The organism is Gordonia sp. ABKF26, assembly GCF_041103195.1.
GTDB classification, from domain to species: domain Bacteria; phylum Actinomycetota; class Actinomycetes; order Mycobacteriales; family Mycobacteriaceae; genus Gordonia; species Gordonia terrae.
This window is the reverse complement of record NZ_JBGCVZ010000003.1, coordinates 4,332,304-4,350,354: the sequence shown is the minus strand read 5'-3', so window position 1 is coordinate 4,350,354 and position 18,051 is coordinate 4,332,304. Positions and strand designations below refer to the sequence as shown.

Annotated in this window: 25 protein-coding genes; 10 read left to right on the top strand and 15 right to left on the bottom strand. The window is 66.1% G+C overall.

What is annotated here, in order from left to right; translation table 11 throughout:
- The first annotated feature begins 98 nt into the window (after positions 1–98).
- The 4 genes from AB4Z55_RS20155 (at position 99) to AB4Z55_RS20140 (ending at position 1,654) form a co-directional block, all read left to right on the top strand.
- The gene (locus AB4Z55_RS20155) at positions 99–320 is read left to right on the top strand and encodes a hypothetical protein (protein WP_369520387.1); all 222 of its coding nucleotides are present in this window, start codon (positions 99–101) and stop codon (positions 318–320) included.
- Between the two features lies 1 nt (position 321).
- Positions 322–921 (top strand): hypothetical protein, encoded by a 600-nt coding sequence (locus tag AB4Z55_RS20150; protein ID WP_369520386.1) that lies wholly within the window; start codon positions 322–324, stop codon positions 919–921.
- Positions 885–1,244: a hypothetical protein gene (locus AB4Z55_RS20145; protein WP_369520385.1), complete on the top strand. Its 360-nt coding sequence runs from the start codon at positions 885–887 to the stop codon at positions 1,242–1,244. The genes AB4Z55_RS20150 and AB4Z55_RS20145 overlap by 37 nt, the downstream gene beginning before the upstream one ends.
- Before the next feature lie 65 nt (positions 1,245–1,309).
- The gene (locus AB4Z55_RS20140; RefSeq protein ID WP_369520384.1) at positions 1,310–1,654 is read left to right on the top strand and encodes a hypothetical protein; all 345 of its coding nucleotides are present in this window, start codon (positions 1,310–1,312) and stop codon (positions 1,652–1,654) included.
- A 3-nt stretch (positions 1,655–1,657) separates the two neighbouring features.
- Here the strand turns inward: AB4Z55_RS20140 and AB4Z55_RS20135 are convergent, their stop codons facing one another.
- From AB4Z55_RS20135 to AB4Z55_RS20125, 3 genes are all read right to left on the bottom strand, one after another.
- The gene (locus AB4Z55_RS20135; RefSeq protein ID WP_369520383.1) at positions 1,658–2,035 is read right to left on the bottom strand and encodes a hypothetical protein; all 378 of its coding nucleotides are present in this window, start codon (positions 2,033–2,035) and stop codon (positions 1,658–1,660) included.
- 168 nt (positions 2,036–2,203) lie between these two features.
- On the bottom strand, positions 2,204–3,058 hold the full coding sequence (locus AB4Z55_RS20130; RefSeq protein WP_369520382.1) for a phage major capsid protein: 855 nt from the start codon (positions 3,056–3,058) through the stop codon (positions 2,204–2,206).
- Between the two features lie 151 nt (positions 3,059–3,209).
- A complete protein-coding gene (locus AB4Z55_RS20125; RefSeq protein WP_369520381.1) occupies positions 3,210–3,677 on the bottom strand; it encodes a hypothetical protein in 468 nt (155 codons plus the stop codon).
- Between the two features lie 158 nt (positions 3,678–3,835).
- On the opposite strand from AB4Z55_RS20125, the gene AB4Z55_RS20120 reads away from it, so the two are divergent.
- Positions 3,836–3,994, top strand: coding sequence for a hypothetical protein (locus AB4Z55_RS20120; RefSeq protein ID WP_369520380.1), 159 nt, complete (start codon positions 3,836–3,838; stop codon positions 3,992–3,994).
- Between the two features lie 13 nt (positions 3,995–4,007).
- On the opposite strand, the gene AB4Z55_RS20115 is transcribed toward AB4Z55_RS20120, so the two are convergent.
- Both AB4Z55_RS20115 and AB4Z55_RS20110 read right to left on the bottom strand, forming a co-directional pair.
- The gene (locus tag AB4Z55_RS20115) at positions 4,008–4,307 is read right to left on the bottom strand and encodes a hypothetical protein (protein ID WP_143707972.1); all 300 of its coding nucleotides are present in this window, start codon (positions 4,305–4,307) and stop codon (positions 4,008–4,010) included.
- Complete coding sequence (locus AB4Z55_RS20110) at positions 4,307–4,696, bottom strand: hypothetical protein (RefSeq protein WP_369520379.1); 390 nt, start codon at positions 4,694–4,696, stop codon at positions 4,307–4,309. The genes AB4Z55_RS20115 and AB4Z55_RS20110 overlap by 1 nt, the downstream gene beginning before the upstream one ends.
- A 762-nt stretch (positions 4,697–5,458) precedes the next feature.
- On the opposite strand from AB4Z55_RS20110, the gene AB4Z55_RS20105 reads away from it, so the two are divergent.
- Both AB4Z55_RS20105 and AB4Z55_RS20100 read left to right on the top strand, forming a co-directional pair.
- On the top strand, positions 5,459–5,941 hold the full coding sequence (locus AB4Z55_RS20105; RefSeq protein WP_239402528.1) for a helix-turn-helix domain-containing protein: 483 nt from the start codon (positions 5,459–5,461) through the stop codon (positions 5,939–5,941).
- Positions 5,893–6,789 carry an IS3 family transposase gene (locus AB4Z55_RS20100; RefSeq protein ID WP_369521038.1) on the top strand — a complete coding sequence of 299 codons (897 nt, stop codon included), beginning with the start codon at positions 5,893–5,895 and terminating at the stop codon, positions 6,787–6,789. The genes AB4Z55_RS20105 and AB4Z55_RS20100 overlap by 49 nt, the downstream gene beginning before the upstream one ends.
- Positions 6,790–6,863: 74 nt before the next feature.
- Here AB4Z55_RS20100 and AB4Z55_RS20095 read toward each other — a convergent pair whose 3' ends face one another.
- From AB4Z55_RS20095 to AB4Z55_RS20070, 6 genes are all read right to left on the bottom strand, one after another.
- On the bottom strand, positions 6,864–7,169 hold the full coding sequence (locus tag AB4Z55_RS20095) for a hypothetical protein (protein ID WP_369520378.1): 306 nt from the start codon (positions 7,167–7,169) through the stop codon (positions 6,864–6,866).
- Between the two features lie 10 nt (positions 7,170–7,179).
- Positions 7,180–7,380 (bottom strand): hypothetical protein, encoded by a 201-nt coding sequence (locus tag AB4Z55_RS20090; protein ID WP_369520377.1) that lies wholly within the window; start codon positions 7,378–7,380, stop codon positions 7,180–7,182.
- A gap of 346 nt (positions 7,381–7,726) precedes the next feature.
- Entirely contained in the window at positions 7,727–7,906 is a 180-nt protein-coding gene (locus AB4Z55_RS20085) for a helix-turn-helix domain-containing protein (protein WP_369520376.1), read from the bottom strand.
- A 138-nt stretch (positions 7,907–8,044) separates the two neighbouring features.
- Positions 8,045–9,184, bottom strand: coding sequence for a tyrosine-type recombinase/integrase (locus AB4Z55_RS20080; RefSeq protein WP_369520375.1), 1,140 nt, complete (start codon positions 9,182–9,184; stop codon positions 8,045–8,047).
- Positions 9,185–9,409: 225 nt separating this feature from the next.
- Positions 9,410–10,750, bottom strand: coding sequence for an NtaA/DmoA family FMN-dependent monooxygenase (locus AB4Z55_RS20075; protein WP_354559982.1), 1,341 nt, complete (start codon positions 10,748–10,750; stop codon positions 9,410–9,412).
- On the bottom strand, positions 10,747–11,919 hold the full coding sequence (locus tag AB4Z55_RS20070; protein ID WP_369520374.1) for an LLM class flavin-dependent oxidoreductase: 1,173 nt from the start codon (positions 11,917–11,919) through the stop codon (positions 10,747–10,749). The genes AB4Z55_RS20075 and AB4Z55_RS20070 overlap by 4 nt, the downstream gene beginning before the upstream one ends.
- Before the next feature lie 184 nt (positions 11,920–12,103).
- On the opposite strand from AB4Z55_RS20070, the gene AB4Z55_RS20065 reads away from it, so the two are divergent.
- The 3 genes from AB4Z55_RS20065 (at position 12,104) to AB4Z55_RS20055 (ending at position 14,028) form a co-directional block, all read left to right on the top strand.
- Entirely contained in the window at positions 12,104–13,237 is a 1,134-nt protein-coding gene (locus AB4Z55_RS20065; RefSeq protein ID WP_248645011.1) for an LLM class flavin-dependent oxidoreductase, read from the top strand.
- A 10-nt stretch (positions 13,238–13,247) separates the two neighbouring features.
- Positions 13,248–13,442, top strand: a complete 195-nt coding sequence (locus AB4Z55_RS20060; RefSeq protein WP_033203652.1) for a hypothetical protein — start codon at positions 13,248–13,250, stop codon at positions 13,440–13,442.
- A gap of 76 nt (positions 13,443–13,518) precedes the next feature.
- Positions 13,519–14,028, top strand: a complete 510-nt coding sequence (locus AB4Z55_RS20055; protein ID WP_239400721.1) for a pyridoxamine 5'-phosphate oxidase family protein — start codon at positions 13,519–13,521, stop codon at positions 14,026–14,028.
- Between the two features lie 121 nt (positions 14,029–14,149).
- Here the strand turns inward: AB4Z55_RS20055 and AB4Z55_RS20050 are convergent, their stop codons facing one another.
- From AB4Z55_RS20050 to AB4Z55_RS20035, 4 genes are read right to left on the bottom strand one after another with little or no spacing between them, the layout of a single operon-like run.
- A complete protein-coding gene (locus tag AB4Z55_RS20050) occupies positions 14,150–15,154 on the bottom strand; it encodes a glycine betaine ABC transporter substrate-binding protein (RefSeq protein ID WP_033203646.1) in 1,005 nt (334 codons plus the stop codon).
- Positions 15,151–15,969: an ABC transporter permease gene (locus AB4Z55_RS20045; RefSeq protein ID WP_004022651.1), complete on the bottom strand. Its 819-nt coding sequence runs from the start codon at positions 15,967–15,969 to the stop codon at positions 15,151–15,153. Before AB4Z55_RS20045 ends, AB4Z55_RS20050 begins: the two co-directional genes overlap by 4 nt.
- Positions 15,966–17,297, bottom strand: coding sequence for an ATP-binding cassette domain-containing protein (locus AB4Z55_RS20040; RefSeq protein WP_248645014.1), 1,332 nt, complete (start codon positions 17,295–17,297; stop codon positions 15,966–15,968). The genes AB4Z55_RS20045 and AB4Z55_RS20040 overlap by 4 nt, the downstream gene beginning before the upstream one ends.
- Positions 17,294–17,938 (bottom strand): ABC transporter permease, encoded by a 645-nt coding sequence (locus tag AB4Z55_RS20035; protein ID WP_369520373.1) that lies wholly within the window; start codon positions 17,936–17,938, stop codon positions 17,294–17,296. The genes AB4Z55_RS20040 and AB4Z55_RS20035 overlap by 4 nt, the downstream gene beginning before the upstream one ends.
- Between the last annotated feature and the right edge of the window lie 113 nt (positions 17,939–18,051).

Below are 18,051 nucleotides of genomic sequence, written 5' to 3'. Positions count from 1 at the left end.
GACCTACGGAATCGGTTGCGCGACATACGTTTTCGTGCGTACGGTGTGCACGCCGGCGGTTCTCGCCACGCTCCTCATACTTCTCGCCTGGAGGCGTCATGTCCCTTGCTGCCCGTACCCCTAGCCCCGACGTCATCGCGGCGGCCGAGTCGTCCCTCTCGTACTTCCACGACGTGGCCGAGACCACCGCCGACGACGCCGTGCGCATCGAGCTCGTCGATGCCGTGTGGGGCCTGGAAGACGCCCTGGACTGGTCACCGGAGCTGGTCTTGGAGCGTCTGGCAACGGTCGAATCGCTTGTCGCACAGTTGGTGCAGTGACGTGGCGACAGCATTCGTCGAACGCTGCAAGACGACCTACTACGCGGTCCGTGATGCCCAGATGCAGCGCGCCGACGAGTTCGCAATCGGGTATGACACCGACCGCGCCGCGTACTTCGACAAGATCGAACCGCGTGTTCTGTACCGCGATGTCATGGTCTCGGTGGCGGCCGAGTTGCGCGCCGAGCGTGCGGCCGAGCGCGCCGAGGTGGAGTTCTGGCAGGACGCCGAGCGGGCCCACTATGCGGCGTGGGTCGATGACGCGCTGGCCGAGGAGGTCACCGAAGACATCACGCGGTTGTTCCGTACGCGGTTCCTCGCGCTGGTGTGGTCGGCCGTATGCCGGGCCGCGTCGTGTGGTCGGTGCGCTGGTTACACGCCGGCGGTTCGGCGGGGTCTCGCGCCGAGCAACGGCCTGGCAGATGCACCCGGGCCGGGTGCCCGTCGTGGTCCCGATGTCGCGACCGGCCGGGATCGGTCAGGTGGACGAGGCCCCCCCGGGCAGGTCTCGCCGGTCGACCTACCTACCCCCACCTCTCGCCCCACTTCCCGGAGGTCTCCACCATGTTCCCCGTCATCCTGTTTGCCACCCTCGTCGTGATCCTCGTCGTCTCGGCATCCTCGCCGGAACCGCACCAATCGTCGTGGGAGCGCACCCGAGGAACTCGCCGGCCGCGACTCGGTGAAAGTCTGGCCGCACGCCGCGAAGCCGCTGAGCTGAGCTACATGCATCGGTTCTCGTCGCAGTCGCTGAAGGAGGCCCGCGAGGAGTTGGCCCGGCTCACGGCGCTCTACGACGAGGCCGAGAAGGACGAGGACCCGTACGAGCGGTTCATCCAGATCCGCAATGACCTCGGATCAGCGGTCCGGTTCTACGAGCACTGCATGAGACGGCGGGTGGCGGTCACGGCCATTGCCGCGTGAGCCCCGGCCCACAGTCAGCCACCCAACACCCACTCACTCCCACCATGTTCTGGAGGTCCCCGCCAATGCTCGCCGTCTTCTGTCTCGCATTCCTGCTCGTCCTTCTTGTGATCATGCCGTCATCTCCGACGACGCAACGCTCCCCGTGGGACCGCACCCGCGGCCGAGTAGGCGAGAGCGCCCAGCAGCGCCGGCACCGTGTCGAGCGGGCATACGTCGACATCTTCACCCGCGAGCGGCGCGACCACGCGCTAATCCGAGTCCGAGACCTGGAACGCAAGGTGCGCGAGGCCCTCGGTGACGAGGACGAGTTCGAGCGGCTATGGCCCCTATATAACGAGCTGAAGCAGGCCATCGCCGACTACGAGACGTGCGTCGGCCGGCGGATCGACGTCGTGGCAGCAGCCTGACGTTCAGGCGCGACCGACCATGCGGGCCACCACATCACGTTCGCTACTCGTCGCCGCCGGGCCTCGCAGCTGCGCCCGCCGGGGTCGCCTAGGGCCGCGGCGACCTCGACGGGAATCCTCGGGCACTCTCAATGAGTCGATCAGCTTCGCTGTCGCCTCCCCCAATCTCCGCTGCTCGGTGACGAGGGGGTGTGCCGCGCCGGCCACGATCAGTTCGGCGTCCTGGAGCTCGGCCGCGATCTGGTCGAGTCGGGTGATGGCTCGGCACACCTCGCGTGCGAGCACTACCTTGGACGCGGTCAGGTTTCCGCTCGGGATGGACTCGAACCATGTCTGGGCGTTGGCGGAATAGTCGCGCAGTTCGTCTTCGGTGATCGCCATGTCGCAACCCTCCTTGTGTTTGTAAATCGTTGTCATACAACAGAACCCGCCCACCTGGCATGTCTGACGTGAACAGGTGCGCGGGCTCCATTGATCCCTGAGAGGACCCCCGACCGACGCGGCGGTCGGGGCTATCCGCGTGTGACTGGCACGCGGAAGATTCCGGGGTTACGCGACGTCGATCTTGGCGAGGTGCTCGGCGTTGACGACGCCGAATGCTGCTCGCAGTGTGATCCGGACGGCCACGCTATCGCTGGTGAACAGCGCCGAGGTGTCGGTTTCGAGTTTCGCATCTCGTCGGATGGCGAACACGGTTGCCGTGGGCGCGGTGACGTAGAGCGTGCTCGCCGCGACGTGCTGGGAGACCACGACGGGCAGCCCTGCGACGGCGACGGTTTGGGCGTCGGTCGAGGCGGACTGTCCCAGCAGCGGCACGTTCGAGCCGCTTCCGGTCTTTGCCTTGGCGAGTGTGGCGTAGACCTCGGGCGAGGTCACCACGTGTGCCGGATTGCCGCCTGCTGCGCGAATCAGGGCGATAGCATCCTGCACCGCATCGACGTTCGACAGGTCGGTTTCGCCGGCATTGTGCATCGCGGCGTGCGCGGCCTGGATGCCGGCCCAACCGTTGGCGGGTGCAGCGTTGCCGAAGCTGGCTCGGTCGACGCGGTTGGCGAGCGAGCGTGCCAGGGATCGACCGACGATGTTGAGCACACCGCCACCCGAATTGTGGGCGTCCTCCACGGTCTCCGATGAGATGCCGACGAGGCTGGCGACCTTCGACCACCCGAATACCTTCTCGGTGATCTGTGGGTTGGCGATGTCGAGTTCGGCAGCCTCGGCGGCGAAGGTCACGTGGTCGTCGTCGTCACCGATGACTGGCACGCGGAGTGCCGACCCGCCGACGTTGGTGAGGACGGTCGCGATGGTTGCAATCTTCGCGTCGGCCACGAGGGGTTCGACGACGAGTTCGGAGACGGCTGCGGCGTCGATAGCGCCGGTCGCAGTGTTCTTGGTCAGAGCCATGAGTTATTCCTCTGTGGTGCTTGGGTGTTGGGGAATCCTCACGGCTATGACGCGAGTGAGAGAGTGGGTCAGGCGAGCGATGACGCTTCGAGCCTTACGGTTCTATTGTCTCGCTTGCCCGATCTGCCCAAAAGGCCATTCCTGCGTCGAGTTAGAACACGTCGGCCCACGATTTGCGCTTGCTGATGACTTGGCCGGTGCGGAACTGTCCCTGGTCGGCGTAGCTCCCGGGCGTCGGCCGGCGAAGCTCCGACTTGGCAAGGCCGGGGCGGGCCTCCAGTAGCTCGTCCACGGCGGCTTCAACCTTGGCGGGGTCAATCAGGCCGGCGTCGTCGATGAGGTCGGCCGGCGAGACCGTGCCGTACTCCCAGAGGTCCGCGACGGCGGCCAGCTTGGTCTCCGCAAGTCGTTCAGCTTCGCGCTGGCGTAGTGCCTCAACGAGGGTGAGGGCGGCGTCTCGGGCGGCCTCGGCGTCTTGCGCTCGTGCTCGAAGCCCCGCGGCGCGACCGGTGGTCTTCTCGGTGTCCTCGATGCTGATGGTGTCGTCCAGGGGGTCGACGTCGCTGTCGGTCGTAAGGTCCGGGGTCGACGTGGGGTCGATGTCGGTGGTGTCACTCATGCTGGTTCGCTTTCGGTTCCGGGGGCCGGCGCGGTGCCGGCGATTCGATCGTCTTGCAGTTCCATCCGGCCCGCGCTGAACGTTTGGCAACGGATCGTTCCGCGCCATCGGTTCGTGCATGTGACCGTGCGGGGGTCCTCGGGGTCGAGCATCCGGTGGTGCACGAGCAGGGCCAGTTCAAGCGGGGTAGCTGGCCGCCGCCACCGTCGAGCGCGGTCGTCGGCCTCGCGAGTGGCGATCCACTCGTCCTGATGCCGGCCGTGATGCCGGTGCGCAATCGGCCCGCGTGGATCACCGAGGGGCAGCCGTTCTCCTAGATCGGAGAGGTCGTCAGGTGGGTTGTGGGACATGTCTTTCCTTGGGTTGAGGGGCGAGGATGACGACGTGGTGTGTGGTCAGGCAGCCGTTGCAGACCGATCCGGGCCGGTAGCGATTGGCCTCCGCCGATGCGCAACTGAAGTAGAGCCACGCCGTTCTCGTCTGTGGGCAGAGGACGGCAGCGGAGCCAGCGCGGCGGACGTAGGGCAGGCCGGCGACGTTGAATCCGCCAGTCGCGCAGCACAACCAGCGGGCCACGTTGCGGTGACCCTGCTCGCAGCGGCACGTGGTCCAGATCGGAGAGGTGGTCATCACCGAGCGCCTCCGATGGGACTTGCAACCGCGCAGGTGATGCAGCGGTCGAGGCTCGACATGGATGCCGGCAGGAGAGGGTTCGAGCAGCCCTCGGCGGCGCACGTTCTCGGCGCTGCGGTCGCGGTTGCCGGGGCTGAGCGGTCCCCTGCTGGGCGATTCGGGGGTTTGGCTAATGAAATGTAGTCGGAGATCGGCGGCAACTGCTCGTCAGTCTCGCCGCGTATCCACGACGTGAAGACGCCTCCCCAGTTGCTGCGGTCGTAGAACCCGGGGGTCTCGGCTACGGCGACATGGAAGGCATCGACAGCGCGGTCGTGGTCGAAACCGTAGTTCGCCGCGACCTTGCGCGTCGCGATGTTGCCCTCGAACTCGGGATGCAGGGGCATCGGCGTGTCGGTGCGCTCGCCGTGAATACGCGGGTCCGTCCACGACCGTGGCGCGACGCGGCACGAGTTCTTTACCTGAGTAGTTGTATTGAGTAGTACAGGAGTAGTTGGGGGCTCACTGCTGACCCCCTGAGGGGCTCGTGGGTGACCCCCTAGGGGCTCACTACTGACCCCCTGCTCGACCTGGCCTGTCACCCCGTTCGACCTGGTGTGACACCCCGTGGACTCACGAGCGTCTCGCGAGCCCATCGCGATACCATCGCGAGCACTCGCTGAGTCCTCGTTCAATGCGGCTCGGACATGAGGGCGGGGTGACGCCGCCGCCCACTGCGGGATGAGACATTTGTAGGTGGTGGCCCGATGCCGCTTGCTGCTGCCAATCTCGGTTCGCACGATCCATCCATCGGCCTCAGCGTCGCGAATATGTCTCTTCACTGTCGAGGCGCTTAGTCCGGTGGCCTCGATCAGCGCCGTGCGGTACGCCCATCCTTCGCCGGAGTCGTTGTTGATGTACCGGGCGATTGCAAACAGGACGCCGACGTAGTGCTTGCCGCGTTGGTTGTCGGCGAGCTTGCTCTGCCACTGAAACAGAAAGGCGCGGTCGTCGGTCCCGGATTGCGTGTCCGAGGTGGCCGGTGATGCTATGCTGGTTGACATAGGAATTGGGAGTTCCTTCGATCGTTTCTGAGACCCCCGGCGTGGGCTGGACTGCTCCCCGGGAGTTGGACTGAAAATCAGTTTCGACTACCCGGGGAGAGTTGTATGCATCCACGTAGTTCGTTGTCGGTGGAGCAGCGTGAGCGGGCGGTAGCCTTTTTCGAGGAAGGTTTCGCTGATCGCTGGGTCGCTAGGAAGGTAGGCGCGTCACGCGATGCGGTGAAGACGCTGTATCAGCGTTGGCGAATTCATGGCAGGGGTGCATTGGTGGAGAAGCGAGTCCAGGGCACGTACTCATTCGAGTTCAAAGTCGCTCTGGTGCAGCGTTTCCTGGCCGGCGAGAACGCGCTCACGCTCAGTCAAGAGGCCGGCCTGTCCTCCCCTCAACAGCTCAAAGCGTGGGCGCGAATCTACCGTCGTGACGGCGTCGATGGGCTCAAACCCAAGCCGCGTGGCCGCCCTCGCACCCAGCCGGTCGAAGAGCTCAGCGAGCTGGAACAGTTACGTCGGGACAACGAGCGGTTGCGGGCGGAGAACGCATACTTGGGAAAATTGCAGGCCTTGAGGCAGCAGCACCGACGGTCCTGAAGGTTCACGCCGTCGTCTCCCTCAAGGCAGAACATCGACTGGGCGATCTGCTCGCCGCGGCTGGGCTGGCACGCTCGACGTTCTTCTACCACCAGGCCCGACTCGCCCGCCCCGACCCATGGGAACAGACCAAGGCCGCGATCAGCGAGATCTTTCACGCCAACAAGGGCCGGTACGGCCACCGGCGAGTACACCGCGAGTTGGTCAACAGTGGCGAGCAGATCGCGAAGAAGACCGTGCTGGCGCTGATGCGTCAGCTCGGTCTGGCCTGTCAGGTCCGCCGGCGTCGTTACGTGTCGTACCAGGGCCAGACCGGGGTCATCGCCGACAACCTACTCAACCGCGACTTCACCGCCGAGGCGCCCAACCAGAAGTGGGTCACCGACGTGACCGAGTTCCATATCGGCGAGAACAGGCTGTACTTGTCACCGATCTTGGACCTGTACAACCGCGAGATCATTGCCTACTCGATCAGTCGATCGCCGAATCTAGATCTGACCCACTCGTCTTTGCGGGCCGCACTTGCCACCCTCGAACCCGGCCAGCGCCCGTTGGTGCACTCCGATCAAGGTTTCCAATACCAGCACAAAACTTGGGGACGTTTACTCGCCGAAGCCGGTGCGCAGCAATCGATGTCACGTAAAGGGAACTGCTACGACAATGCCGTGATGGAAGCGTTCTTCGGACACCTGAAGGAGGAATGCTTCCACCACGTCACCTACCTCGACACTCAAGCCCTCGAGGCCGCCCTGCATGACTACATCCATTGGTACAACTACAACCGCACCTCCGAACGCCTCGAGGGTCTAAGCCCGGTGCAATACCGGACTCAGACCCTCGTGGCGTAACCTCCCGAATTACCAGTCCAACTCCTGGGGACCAGTCCAGGGCACGTCGGGGGTTTCCTCTTCTGAGGGGTGAGCTATCTCGCGGAGTCGCCCAGCCGCATGGCGGGCTCGGTCGGGGCCAACGCATCGAGATCGGCGTATGTGCGGCCGTCGCGGGCGATGAACACGTTCACACCGCCCGGTTCCGGGTTGGCCGCGGTGGCGGCCGGCGACAGGATCAGCGCGGCGTCGAGCAGGGCGAAGTGAAACGCCTCCGAGGGGTCGTCCACGTAATCGCATCCGGGATGCTTGCGGAGGGCGAAGTCCCGTCGACGCTGCACCATCTGGCCGCAGCTCGGGCACTCGCCGCGGCCCATCATTCGCTCGCCGGCACTCGGCATTGTTCGACTCCTACTCGGTGGTTGTGTTTGCTGATCTGGTCTCGCGGTGCGCCGCCGCCCACACGATGAGCTTCGATACGCCTTCGTGGACGGTGGCGGTCGAGCCGGCTACGCGGCCGGCAATCTCGCCCGTCCGGATCGCGGCAACGAGGTCCGGGAGCGGGACACGGAGAAGGTGGGCGATCCTGCCCGCGGCAATCTCGCTGCTCATCGGCCGAACACTCGCTCGATGGCGGCGAAGTCGTACCGCTTGGCGGTGACCAAGGTCCGGTGCGGGATTCGATCCGGGTAGCGTCGAATCATCCTGGAGATGGTTTCGCGGCCCACGCCGGTACGACGGGATGCTTCTGAGATCGACACGTATTCCGTTGCAACGGAGGGTTTTTCGGGCATGATGGATTGCTCCGGTCTGCGGGGATCGAGGATGCGGCGGATACACCGCCTACATTCAGAATGAGCCGTTCGTGCAGATACTCAAGGGCTCTCCGGAAGCAACGCGGCAGACAAGGCCGAGCAGGGTGCATGTCCTGCTGGACCCAATCTGCCGCGGGTGGCACCTAGTACGTGCTGGGACCCACGCTGCCCATCATCCGGTCGAGTTCGGCGGTTGGAATGCGGATGAGCCGGGGCCCTGCGCGGTGGGCGGTCAACCGGCCGTCACCTATCCAGCGCCTCACGGTCTTGGGGCTAACCGAGAGGTGATCTGCGGCCTGCTGAATGGACACGAACGGTGACATCGGACTCCTTGCACGACTGTTGAACCCATTGTTGAACAACGGGTCTCAATGACTTCGGGATTACACACCTGGGTCGGCATGTCCATACAAAGGCTATCGTGCGGGTGTCGCTACGAAGGTGATCTGGGGAACCGCTGGTCAACTTTCTTCGGCGAGTTCCGAGAGTCGAGCGGCAATGGCGGCGTCGCGGTCCGCGGCTGCGTGCTGGTACCGCATAGCCATTTCGGGGGTCGTGTGGCCGATCCGGGCCATTAGCTCCTTCGTGGTCGCTCCGGCTTGCGCTGCCAATGTCGCGCCGGTATGTCGCAGGTCATGTATGCGCATCTGCGGCTTGCCGACCTTCGCCACTGCGAGCTTGTAGGTCTTCGTGAACGCTGAGGCGCTGAGCCGCTTGCCCCTCGTGGTTGTGAAGACGAACGACTCGGGACCATGGCCGGTCCATTGCGCCATGTGCTCAGTGAGCAGTTGAGCGACGTGGGGAGGAACATGGATGTCACGAACGCCGGCGTCGGATTTCGGCGGACCGACCACGAGTTCATTGTCCACCAGAGTTGCGGCGCGCCTGATCCTGAGCACGGTTGACGAGTCGCGGCGCACAACGTCTTTGCGCCGCAGTTCGATTAGTTCCCCGAATCGGAGGCCACACCATGCCAAGACCGGGACCGCCACCTGGTACCTCTCCGGCATCGCGGCCGTCACTGTACGCAATTCCGGGAGGGTCAGTAGCTCAATGTCGCGGCGCTTGGGCGGTTTGCCGGCGTTCTTAATCTGGCAGGGATTCTCGGATACGAGCTTGTCCCCGGCCGCGGTCGCGAAGATAGTCTTGGTGAGTTGGTAAGCGTGTGCGGAGCGAGTGGGCGTCTCTTTGCCCAGGCCGGCCCACCATGTTCGGATCAGCGCCGGTGTGATGTCTGAGAGCCGTTCGTCACCAAGAACCGGGAGAATCCGACTGTCGAGCAGACCCCGGTATAGCGCCCGGGTCTTAGGTGCGAGGTCGCGTTCGATGAGCCATTGTTCGGCGAACTCACGGAAGGTGACGAGCTTCGCAGCCCTCGTCTCGACCCTCTCGGCCGGCGGCACCCACTCGCCCAACTGGATAAGTCTCGACTCGGCAGCGAGCCATCCCTCGGCGTCGAGCTTCGCATCATAGGTACGAGGCGCAACATGGCGAAGTTGGTTCCCACCGGGATCGGCGTAGCTCGCCTGATAACGCCCGCTCGGTAGCTGCCTGATCTTGCCAAACCGCCGGCGTTGTCTCGGCTTTCCCCTGGTCGTCATGCACCTATCGTGCCCTACACGCCGACATCTACGGGTAATTGCCTGCCTCTATGTCCACATGTAGTGTGTGGGTGACCAGCGCAGATGCCCTCTATTCTCGCTGGTCAGACAAGTAAATACGCCTGGCTACGGGGTCAGGTTCGAGTCCTGGTGGCGGAGCTCATGAGTCGAGGCGCGCTGGAGCCGTCCTGAGGTGCCCGGCAAGCGACGGGGTCCTGACGAGGCTCAGCCCGCCGGATGCGCCAGCCCCAGATTGTCCCGCAGCGTGGTGCCCTCGTAGTCGGTGCGATACACGCCGAGTTCTTGCAGGACCGGCACCACCTCGTCGACGAACCGGTCGAGCCCGCCGGGCACGATGTGGGGCACGAGGATGAAGCCGTCCGCGACGTCGGCCTGCACGAAGTCGTTGATCGTGTGCGCGACGGTCAGCGGCGAGCCGACGAATGACTGGCGGCCGGTGACCTCGATGATGAGTTCACGCGTCGTCAGGTTCTTCGCCTCGGCGAGGTCGCGCCACTCGCGGGCGACGGCGACCGGGTCGCGGTGCATACGCACGCTCGCTCGTCCCTTCGCGACCGTGTTCTCGCCCGGGACCGGATCCTCCTGCGGGAGCGGGCCGTCGGGGTCGTGGGCGGAGAGATCGCGGTTCCACAACTGCTCCAAGAACTTGATCGCAGTCTGCCCGCTGACCTGCTGCAGGCGCACCTCGTGGGCGAGTTCGGCGGCCTGCGCGTCGGTGTCGCCGACGACGAACGTGGCGGCGGGCAGCACCAGGAGTTCCTCGGGACGCCGGCCGTGGGAGGCGAGCCGCCGCTTGACGTCGGCGTAGAAGGCTCGGCCCGCGTCGTAGGTGGCGTGCCGGGAGAAGATGGCGTCGGCGGTCGCGGCCGCGAACTCCCGTCCCTCATCGGAGTCCCCGGCCTGGAAGATGACCGGCCTACCCTGCGGCGGACGAGGGGTCGGAAAGTGCCCGTGGATGTCGAATTGCGAACTCGTGAAGTCGAATTCGCCGGCATCCTCACGAGCCAGGAATCGGCCGCTCGAGGTGTCGGCGAGCACGTCATCGTCGCGCCACGAGTCCCACAGCGTCGCCGCGGCGGTGAGGAATTCCTTGGCGCGTGCATAGCGCTGGTCCTCGGGCAGATAGCCCCCGCGACGGAAGTTCTCGCCGGTGAACTCGTCCCACGAGGTCACCACATTCCAGGCCGCGCGTCCGGCGGACAGATGGTCGAGGGTGGCGAATTGCCGTGCGACGTCGACGGGTTCGTTGAAGGTCGAGTTGATGGTGCCGGTCAGGCCGAGGTGGGTGGTCACCGCGGCCAGGGCGGACAGGACGGTGAACGTGTCCGGTCGCCCGACCACGTCGAGGTCGTAGATCAGCCCGTTCTGCTCGCGGAGTCGCAGGCCTTCGGCGAGGAAGAAGAAGTCGAACTTCCCGCGCTCGGCGGTCTGGGCGAGATGGACGAATGAGTCGAACTCGATCTGGCTGCCCGACGCCGGGTCGCTCCACACCGTGGTGTTGTTGACCCCGGGGAAGTGTGCGGCGAGATGCACCTGCTTGGTCATGCGACACCGGCCTTTCCAGTGGCGAATCGGTTGGACGGGCGGTCGAGGCCGAGGTGTCCGCGCAGCGTCGACTCGGTGTATCCGGAACGAAAGAGGTTGCGGCGTTGCAGTTCCGGTACGAGCCCTTGCGTGATCGCGCGTAGGTCCTCGGACAAGGCGGCCGGGTGCAGCCGGATACCGCTGATTCCCGCCACCGCCGCCCAGCGTTCGATCTCGTCGGCGAGTCCGGTCGGTGTACCGGTGAACGCAGCACTGTCGGGTGTGAACGGTTCACCGGCCCAGTCGTCCAGTTGAGCCCGACGCCCTTCCGCCTCCTCGTCCGATGCGGCCAGCACCACGGACAGGTCGACGAACAACAGTGCGGGATCGTCGATCTCACGACCGGCGTCCGAATGGGCGGCACCCACGGCGTCCACCGCGCGCACGGCGTCGTCGACATCGCGGGGGCTGATGAACCCGACATCGGCACCCCGCCCGATCACCTGTAGGTCGGTGGGATGTGCGCCGGTCGCGGCGACGACCGGCCGCCCCTGCGGCGGGCGCGGGGTGATGGCGGGGCCCCGCACCGAGAAATGGTCCCCGGCGAAGTCGATGTAGTGCAGCTTGTCTCGGTCGATGAAGCGGCCGGTCGCGACGTCGCGGATCTCGGCGTCGTCCTCCCACGAGTCCCAGAGCAGTCCGAGCACGGTCGCGAAGTCCAGCGCCTCGGACGCGAGGTCGGCGAGCACCGCCGGGTCGTCGGGGAAACTCCGCCTGCCGAACAGAGCGGCCTCGGCTGGGTCCGCGGTGGTGCGCAGGACGACTCCGGCACGGCCGTTGCTGACGTAGTCGAGAGTCGCGATCGCCTTGGAGACGTGGAACGGCTCGGTGTGGGTGACCGTCGCCGTCGGGATCAGCCCGATCGAGCGGGTCGTGGGTGCGAGACGGGAGGCGAGCAGTACCGAGTCGAGTCCACCGGTCGCCCGGTCGGTACGCGGGCGCACGCGGTGCAGGGCAAACGAATCCGCGAAGGTGACGAAGTCGAGCAACCCGGTTTCGGCCTCTGCGATCAGTCGCTGCCAGTATGCCGCCGTCGTCAGGGTGTGTGGCTGGGCCCCGGGCGCGCGCCACGCACCCGGATGCGACCCCGAACCGTCGAGCGCCACGGCAACATGCACGTGTTCGGCCATCGAGTCCTCCCTCAGTCGTGTCGTGGATGTCTGTCCCCGTCTCGAACGGTGGCGGGAAACCGGGGATTCCGGGACCCGGTCATCGGATCGTGGTGGGTCAAACCCTTCCGATCTGCCGCCGACCACGCTTCGGTGATCAGGATGAGGCGTGTTCGGCGGAGGACTCGAGACGGTCAGGAGAGGCATGACAGACAAGGAACCGATACCGCTGTCGGTGCTCGACCTCGCGCCGGTCACCGAGGGGAGTGACGCCGCGACGGCAGTGCGTCGCAGCGTCACGCTGGCCCAGCACGCCGAACGCCTGGGATACCGGCGGTTCTGGCTCGCCGAGCATCACTTCGTCGCGGTCGCCAGTTCGTCGACGACCACCCTCATCGGGCTGATCGCCGGCGCGACCGAGTCCATCCGGGTGGGGTCGGCGGCGGTACAGAGCGGACTGCACACCCCGGTGTCGATCGTGGAGGCATTCGGGACGATCGACGCGTTGTACCCCGGCCGGCTGGACCTCGGCCTCGGCCGGTCCGCTCAACGTCGCACCGAGTTGTCGACCGCTGACCCGCAACCGGCACCCCGCGAGCCGGCACCCCGACAGCCCGACGAGATCATCGACGGCCTGCTCATCCCGACGCCGTTCCCCGTCGAGTCGGTCCTGAACGCACCGCGGGTCGTCGCCGCGTTCGAGGCGTCGCAGTTCGACGGTGCGTCACCGCCGGACTTCGACGACGCCGTCGGCGACGTCCTCGCACTCTTGTCCGGCGACTTCGTTCACCACGACGTTGCACTGACCGCTGTGCCCGGACGCGGCGCGGACGTGGCGATCTGGATCTTCGGGAGCAGCAAGGGGCAGAGTGCCCAGACCGCGGGGGCGCGTGGCCTGCCGTTCGTGGCCAACTATCACGTCAGCCCGAGCACGGTCCTCGAGGCCGTCGAGGCGTATCGCAGCGCCTTCCGCCCGTCGTCGGTCCTGGCCGAACCCTATGTCGTCGTATCCGCGGATGTCGTTGTCGCCGAGGACGAGCCGACCGCACGTCACCGCGCGTCCACCTACGGACACTGGGTGCACGGCATCCGGAGCGGGGCAGGCGCGCAACCGTATCCGGACCCGGATACGGCACGTCCCCTCGACGACGGTGCGCGCGTTCTCGTCGACGATCGGGTACGCACCCAGTTCGTCGGTGATCCCGAGACCGTCGTGGACGGTCTGCGGACACTCGCCCGGGTGACCGGCGCCGACGAGTTGTTGGTCACCAGCGTCACGCACGACTTCGACCATCGATTGATCTCGCACGAATTGCTCGCCACCGCGTGGGGATTGTGAGGGCAGTGACGTGACCGGTTTCGCGACAGCGGGTTTCGGCAGACGCGCGGGCGTGCTGGCGTCGTTGAACGCCGTCTGTGCGGGCATCGGACGCCGTGTCGACGTCGACCTCCTCGCCGCCGGCGCGGCTCTGCATCCCGAGGCGCCGCCACTGGGTCTGCCGCTCCAGACAGCAAGAACGGTCGGCCGCGAACAGCCCTCGTAGCCGGCTTCCGGTGGCACCATGGGGTTCCTCGGCGACGACGGTCGTCGCCGGTGAACGGCCACGAGGAACTCTCACCATGTACGAGACCCCGGACGAACTCCGCGACCTTCAGACGCTTCTCGACGCGTCCCTGTCCCGATCGACCGACCACCTCCGTTCCATCATCAATACCGAGAACACCGTCGACGCAACCCGATTGACCGAGGTCCTGACCGGTATGCGAGTGCTCGCGCTCTCGACGGTGACCGCATCGGGTGAACCGCGGATCAGTGCCGTCGACGGTCATTTCCTCCACGGCAAGTGGGTCTTCGGGACCGCGCGCACCGCCGCGAAGGCCCGGCACCTCCAGACACGCCCGGCCGCCAGCGCCGCGCACATCCAGGGCGAAGAACTCGGCGTGTTCACGCACGGGACGGTCGAGATCCTCAACCCGCTGGACGGTCCTCGCGCCGATGACTGGCCCGAGTTGGTGGCGCACTTCAAGAAGATCTACGGTGACGACGCCTTCGACTGGGACGTCGAAGTCATCTACTTCCGATTGCACCCGCACTGGATGACGGTGTACGCCCCGAACCCGTCTCGTTGACCGTGCGTCGGAAATCGTTGACTGTGCGTCGAAAATCGTTGACTGTGTGCGAGTCGAACGTGGGACGCACAGTCAACGGATATGGACGCACGGTCAACGGATATAGACGCACAGTCGACGGTCAGTCCACCGGGACGATGAACCCCTCGTCCTTGAGCCAGTTGTACGCGACGTCGGACGGGTCGGCCCCGTCGATGTCGATGAGCCCGTTCAGTTCCTGCATGAGCGGATCGGTCAGCTTGGCCGAGACCGGCGCCATGAGTTCGGCGATCTCCGGATTCGCCTCGTTGAGGCCGGTGTTGACGACGACGCACCCGCTGTAGGGGAGGAAGAATTTGCGGTCGTCCTCCAGGACGACGAGATCGAGGTTCTTGATCCGGCCGTCGGTGGAGTACACCATGCCGAAGTTGCAGGGTTCGCTGCGTGCGGTCGAGGTGTAGACGACACCGGAATCCATGGTGGTCACGTTGCCCTTGGGCACGCCGCCCGGGGCGCCGAGCGGGATGTCGTAGGCCTCCAGCATCGGGATGAAACCGTCGGCGCGCGAGAGGAACTCGTCGTTGATGCAGAACGTCCGCTCGGACTCGGGCAGCTTGGCGATGTCGGACATCGTGCGGACGTTCAGCCTCTTGGCGGTGGGCGAGGAAGCCGCGAACGCGTAGGTGTTGTTGAAGTTCGACGGCGGCAGCCACTCGACGCCGTTGGCGCGTTCGGCGTCCCGGACGCGTTCGTAGAGCTGTTGCGGGTCGGAGATCGTCTCGGTCTCGCCGAGGTAGGTCTGCCACGCCGTGCCGGTGTACTCCCAGACGATGTCGGCGTCGCCGTTGAGGACCGCCTGTCGCGACGACATCGAACCAGGCGCGTTGGTCAGGTCGTCGACGTCGGCCCCGGCTGCAGCCAGGTAGGTTGCGGTGATCTTGCCGAGCAGGACCTGCTCGGTGAAGTTCTTCGACGTCACCGCGATCGACGTCCCTTCGAGCGGACGTTCGCCGCCGGGAAGGGAGGCGGGACGGAAGGTTCCGGACGAACTGACCAGCCCGCACGCCGACAGTGTCATCACCAGGGCGGCCGACGCGGCCAGGAGAGTGAGTGCGCGCGAGCGGGACAGGCGTGACCGAGCCATCATGCGATCCCCCGTGGTGTGGCGGCGAGTTCGACGAGGCGACCGAGCCAGTCGATCGTCATGGCGAGCAGGGCGACCAGGATCGCGCCCGACACCAGCAGCTTGGGCAGGAACAGCGTGATGCCGGTGGTGATGAGCGTGCCCAGGCTGTTCGCGCCGATGAACGTGCTGAGGGTGGCGGTACCGACGAGGATGACCAGCGCGGTCCGCACCCCGTTCAGGATGACGGGTACGGCGAGGGGGAGTTCGACCTGGACGAGGGTCCGGACGGCCGACAGGCCGATGCCCCGGGATGCCTCGACCGTCCGCTGGTCGACCTGCCGCAGTCCGACGATGGTGTTCTGCAGGATCGGGAGCACCGCGTAGACGACCAGACCGACGATGGCGGTGGTGAAACCGGTGCCGAGCCAGAAGGTGAAGAGCACCAGCAGGCCGATCGCCGGCGCCGCCTGCCCGATGTTGGCGATGTTGACGGCGATGGGGTTCAGCCACCGGAGGGACGGCCGGGTGAGCGCGATGCCCAGCGGAATGGCGATCAGGACGACGATGATCGTCGCGACGAGCGTCAGCTGGATGTGATCGAGGATGGTGGCGCGCAGCGCGGGCCACGACATCGACGCGCTCTCCGTGGTGGTGAACGTCGTGTTCGCGTACCAGATGACGAAACCGACGCCGACGACCACGATCACCAGCGGCTCGAACCAGACGTCGATCGGGATGCGGGCGAGACGGCGTCGAAATCCCTTCGGGACAGATTCCGGCGCAGGCGGTTTCGCGGTCTCGGTGATCCTCGCCTCTTCGGCGATGAAACCCGTCACCGGTCGGCGCTCGTCTCGGGCGCGCCGACCGCGGCGGTTCCGGTGCCGGGATCGGTGTCCTCGAAGCCGGGTTCGTCGTCGGCGGCGACGACCGGGGTCTCGACGGGTGCCGATCCCTCGGCGTGGTCGAGGTAGCCGCCGTGATCGTCGTCGTCGCGAACGGTCGCGAGCTGTCCGCGGATCGCCTCCATCACCGACGCGATGTTCAGGGCACCGACGACCGCGCCGCGCCCGTCGGTCACGAGCACGCCGCCCTGGCTGGTCGCGAGCATCGAGTCGAGGGCGTCGTTCAGCGTCGAGGACTTGGCGACGACGGGGAGCCGGTGATCGAGGTAGTCCGAGACCTCCGGCTTGGCGCGGATCTCCTCGACCGACGGCCAGGCGCGTGGGCGGCCGTGCTGATCGACCACGGCGACCCAGTCCTCGCCGGCCGCCTTCGCGCGCGACACCACGGCGCCGGAGGCTTCCCCCACCTGGGCGGTGACGACCTCGCGGAAGTCGACGTCGCGGACGCGGGTCAGCGTCAGGTGGGCGAGGGTGGCGCCCGAACCCACGAACTCCTCGACGAAGGGGCTCGCCGGATTGGCGAGGATCTCCTCCGGGGGAGCGAACTGCTCGATGTGGCCGCCCTCGGAGAGGATCAGCACCTTGTCGCCGAGTTTGGTCGCCTCCTCGAAGTCGTGGGTGACGATGACGATGGTCTTGGCCAGCTCGTGCTGGATCGCGATCAGCTTGTCCTGCAGGCGAGCCCGGGTGATCGGGTCGACGGCGCCGAACGGCTCGTCCATCAGGAGGACCGGCGGGTCGGCGGCGAGGGCGCGGGCGACGCCCACGCGCTGTTGCTGGCCGCCGGACATGTCCTTGGGGAGCCGGTCGGCGAAGGTGGCGGCGTCGAGACCGACGAGGTCGAGCAGGTACTCGGTGCGTTCGGCGATACGCTTCTTGTCCCAGTTGAGGATTCGGGGGATGGCGCCGATGTTCTTGCTCACCGACCAGTGTGGGAAGAGGCCCCCGGACTGGATGACGTAGCCGATGGACTGACGCAGCTTGTCCGAATTCTCCGCGGTGACGTCGCGCCCGCCGATGTAGATGCGACCCTCGGTGGGTTCGATGAGCCGGTTGATCATCTTCAGGGTCGTCGTCTTGCCGCATCCGGACGGGCCGACGAAGGCCACGATGTCGCCGGCGTCGATCTCGAGGTCGAGGCGTGCGACGGCCGGGGTTGTGGTGCCGCGGTAGCGCTTCACCACACCGTCGAGCCGGATGGACTCGCCGGTGACGCTGCGGTTGTCGCCGTTCGGCGCGGACGAGGTGGCGGAGTCGGTCATGAGAGTCCCTTGGAGATGGTGAGTCGGCCGAGCAAGACCAGCAGAGCGTCGAAGACGAGGGCGATGATGACGATCAGAATCGTTCCGGCAAGGGCCATTTCGAGAGCATTGGCGCCGCCCAGGCGGGAAAGCCCATTGAAGATGAGCGATCCCAGGCCGGGGCCGAGAACGTAGGCGACGATCGCCGCGACACCGACGATCATCTGCGTCGACACCCGGATACCGGTCAGGATCACCGGCCAGGCGATCGGCAGCTCGATGGTGAGCAGGATCCGCCACCTCGAAAGCCCGATCCCGCGGGCGGATTCGACGACGGACGGCGGCACGGAGCGTAGTCCGACCACCGCGTTGCCGATGACCGGCAGCGTGGCGAAGAACGCGAGCATCAGAAACGACGGCGTCACACCGAGTCCGAAGGGCACGATCAGCAGTGCGAGCAGTGCCAGCGACGGAATGGTCAGCGCCACACGGCTCGACGTCAGCGTGAGCGCGCTCGCCAGGGGGAGCCGGTAGACGACGGCGGCGATGAGGATGGCCACGGCCGTACCCACGAGCACCGTCTGGAACGACAGCGACGCGTGCTGATAGGTCAGAAAAGTGAGTGATCGTGCGTTCTCGCTGAGGTAATCCCACAATTGCACTGTCGGTGTCCCATCCCCGGTGTCTGGCTCGACATTACGCACGGAACAACGAGACTGCCGACATTTGGACCGATCCAGTGTGACTTTCGCGCGTCCAGGGTCGAAGTCCGCCC

Bases quoted from the DNA above. Each gene is read 5' to 3' on its own strand.
- AB4Z55_RS20105 (WP_239402528.1), top strand. From the start codon at position 5,459: ATGCATCCACGTAGTTCGTTGTCGGTGGAGCAGCGTGAGCGGGCGGTA.
- AB4Z55_RS20050 (WP_033203646.1), bottom strand. From the start codon at position 15,154: ATGATGGCTCGGTCACGCCTGTCCCGCTCGCGCGCACTCACTCTCCTG.
- AB4Z55_RS20055 (WP_239400721.1), top strand. From the start codon at position 13,519: ATGTACGAGACCCCGGACGAACTCCGCGACCTTCAGACGCTTCTCGAC.
- AB4Z55_RS20095 (WP_369520378.1), bottom strand. From the start codon at position 7,169: ATGCCGAGTGCCGGCGAGCGAATGATGGGCCGCGGCGAGTGCCCGAGC.
- AB4Z55_RS20085 (WP_369520376.1), bottom strand. From the start codon at position 7,906: ATGTCACCGTTCGTGTCCATTCAGCAGGCCGCAGATCACCTCTCGGTT.
- AB4Z55_RS20135 (WP_369520383.1), bottom strand. From the start codon at position 2,035: ATGGCGATCACCGAAGACGAACTGCGCGACTATTCCGCCAACGCCCAG.
- AB4Z55_RS20070 (WP_369520374.1), bottom strand. From the start codon at position 11,919: ATGGCCGAACACGTGCATGTTGCCGTGGCGCTCGACGGTTCGGGGTCG.
- AB4Z55_RS20140 (WP_369520384.1), top strand. From the start codon at position 1,310: ATGCTCGCCGTCTTCTGTCTCGCATTCCTGCTCGTCCTTCTTGTGATC.
- AB4Z55_RS20155 (WP_369520387.1), top strand. From the start codon at position 99: ATGTCCCTTGCTGCCCGTACCCCTAGCCCCGACGTCATCGCGGCGGCC.
- AB4Z55_RS20125 (WP_369520381.1), bottom strand. From the start codon at position 3,677: ATGAGTGACACCACCGACATCGACCCCACGTCGACCCCGGACCTTACG.
- AB4Z55_RS20065 (WP_248645011.1), top strand. From the start codon at position 12,104: ATGACAGACAAGGAACCGATACCGCTGTCGGTGCTCGACCTCGCGCCG.
- AB4Z55_RS20145 (WP_369520385.1), top strand. From the start codon at position 885: ATGTTCCCCGTCATCCTGTTTGCCACCCTCGTCGTGATCCTCGTCGTC.
- AB4Z55_RS20075 (WP_354559982.1), bottom strand. From the start codon at position 10,750: ATGACCAAGCAGGTGCATCTCGCCGCACACTTCCCCGGGGTCAACAAC.
- AB4Z55_RS20110 (WP_369520379.1), bottom strand. From the start codon at position 4,696: ATGCCCCTGCATCCCGAGTTCGAGGGCAACATCGCGACGCGCAAGGTC.
- AB4Z55_RS20040 (WP_248645014.1), bottom strand. From the start codon at position 17,297: ATGACCGACTCCGCCACCTCGTCCGCGCCGAACGGCGACAACCGCAGC.
- AB4Z55_RS20080 (WP_369520375.1), bottom strand. From the start codon at position 9,184: ATGACGACCAGGGGAAAGCCGAGACAACGCCGGCGGTTTGGCAAGATC.
- AB4Z55_RS20115 (WP_143707972.1), bottom strand. From the start codon at position 4,307: ATGACCACCTCTCCGATCTGGACCACGTGCCGCTGCGAGCAGGGTCAC.
- AB4Z55_RS20090 (WP_369520377.1), bottom strand. From the start codon at position 7,380: ATGAGCAGCGAGATTGCCGCGGGCAGGATCGCCCACCTTCTCCGTGTC.
- AB4Z55_RS20130 (WP_369520382.1), bottom strand. From the start codon at position 3,058: ATGGCTCTGACCAAGAACACTGCGACCGGCGCTATCGACGCCGCAGCC.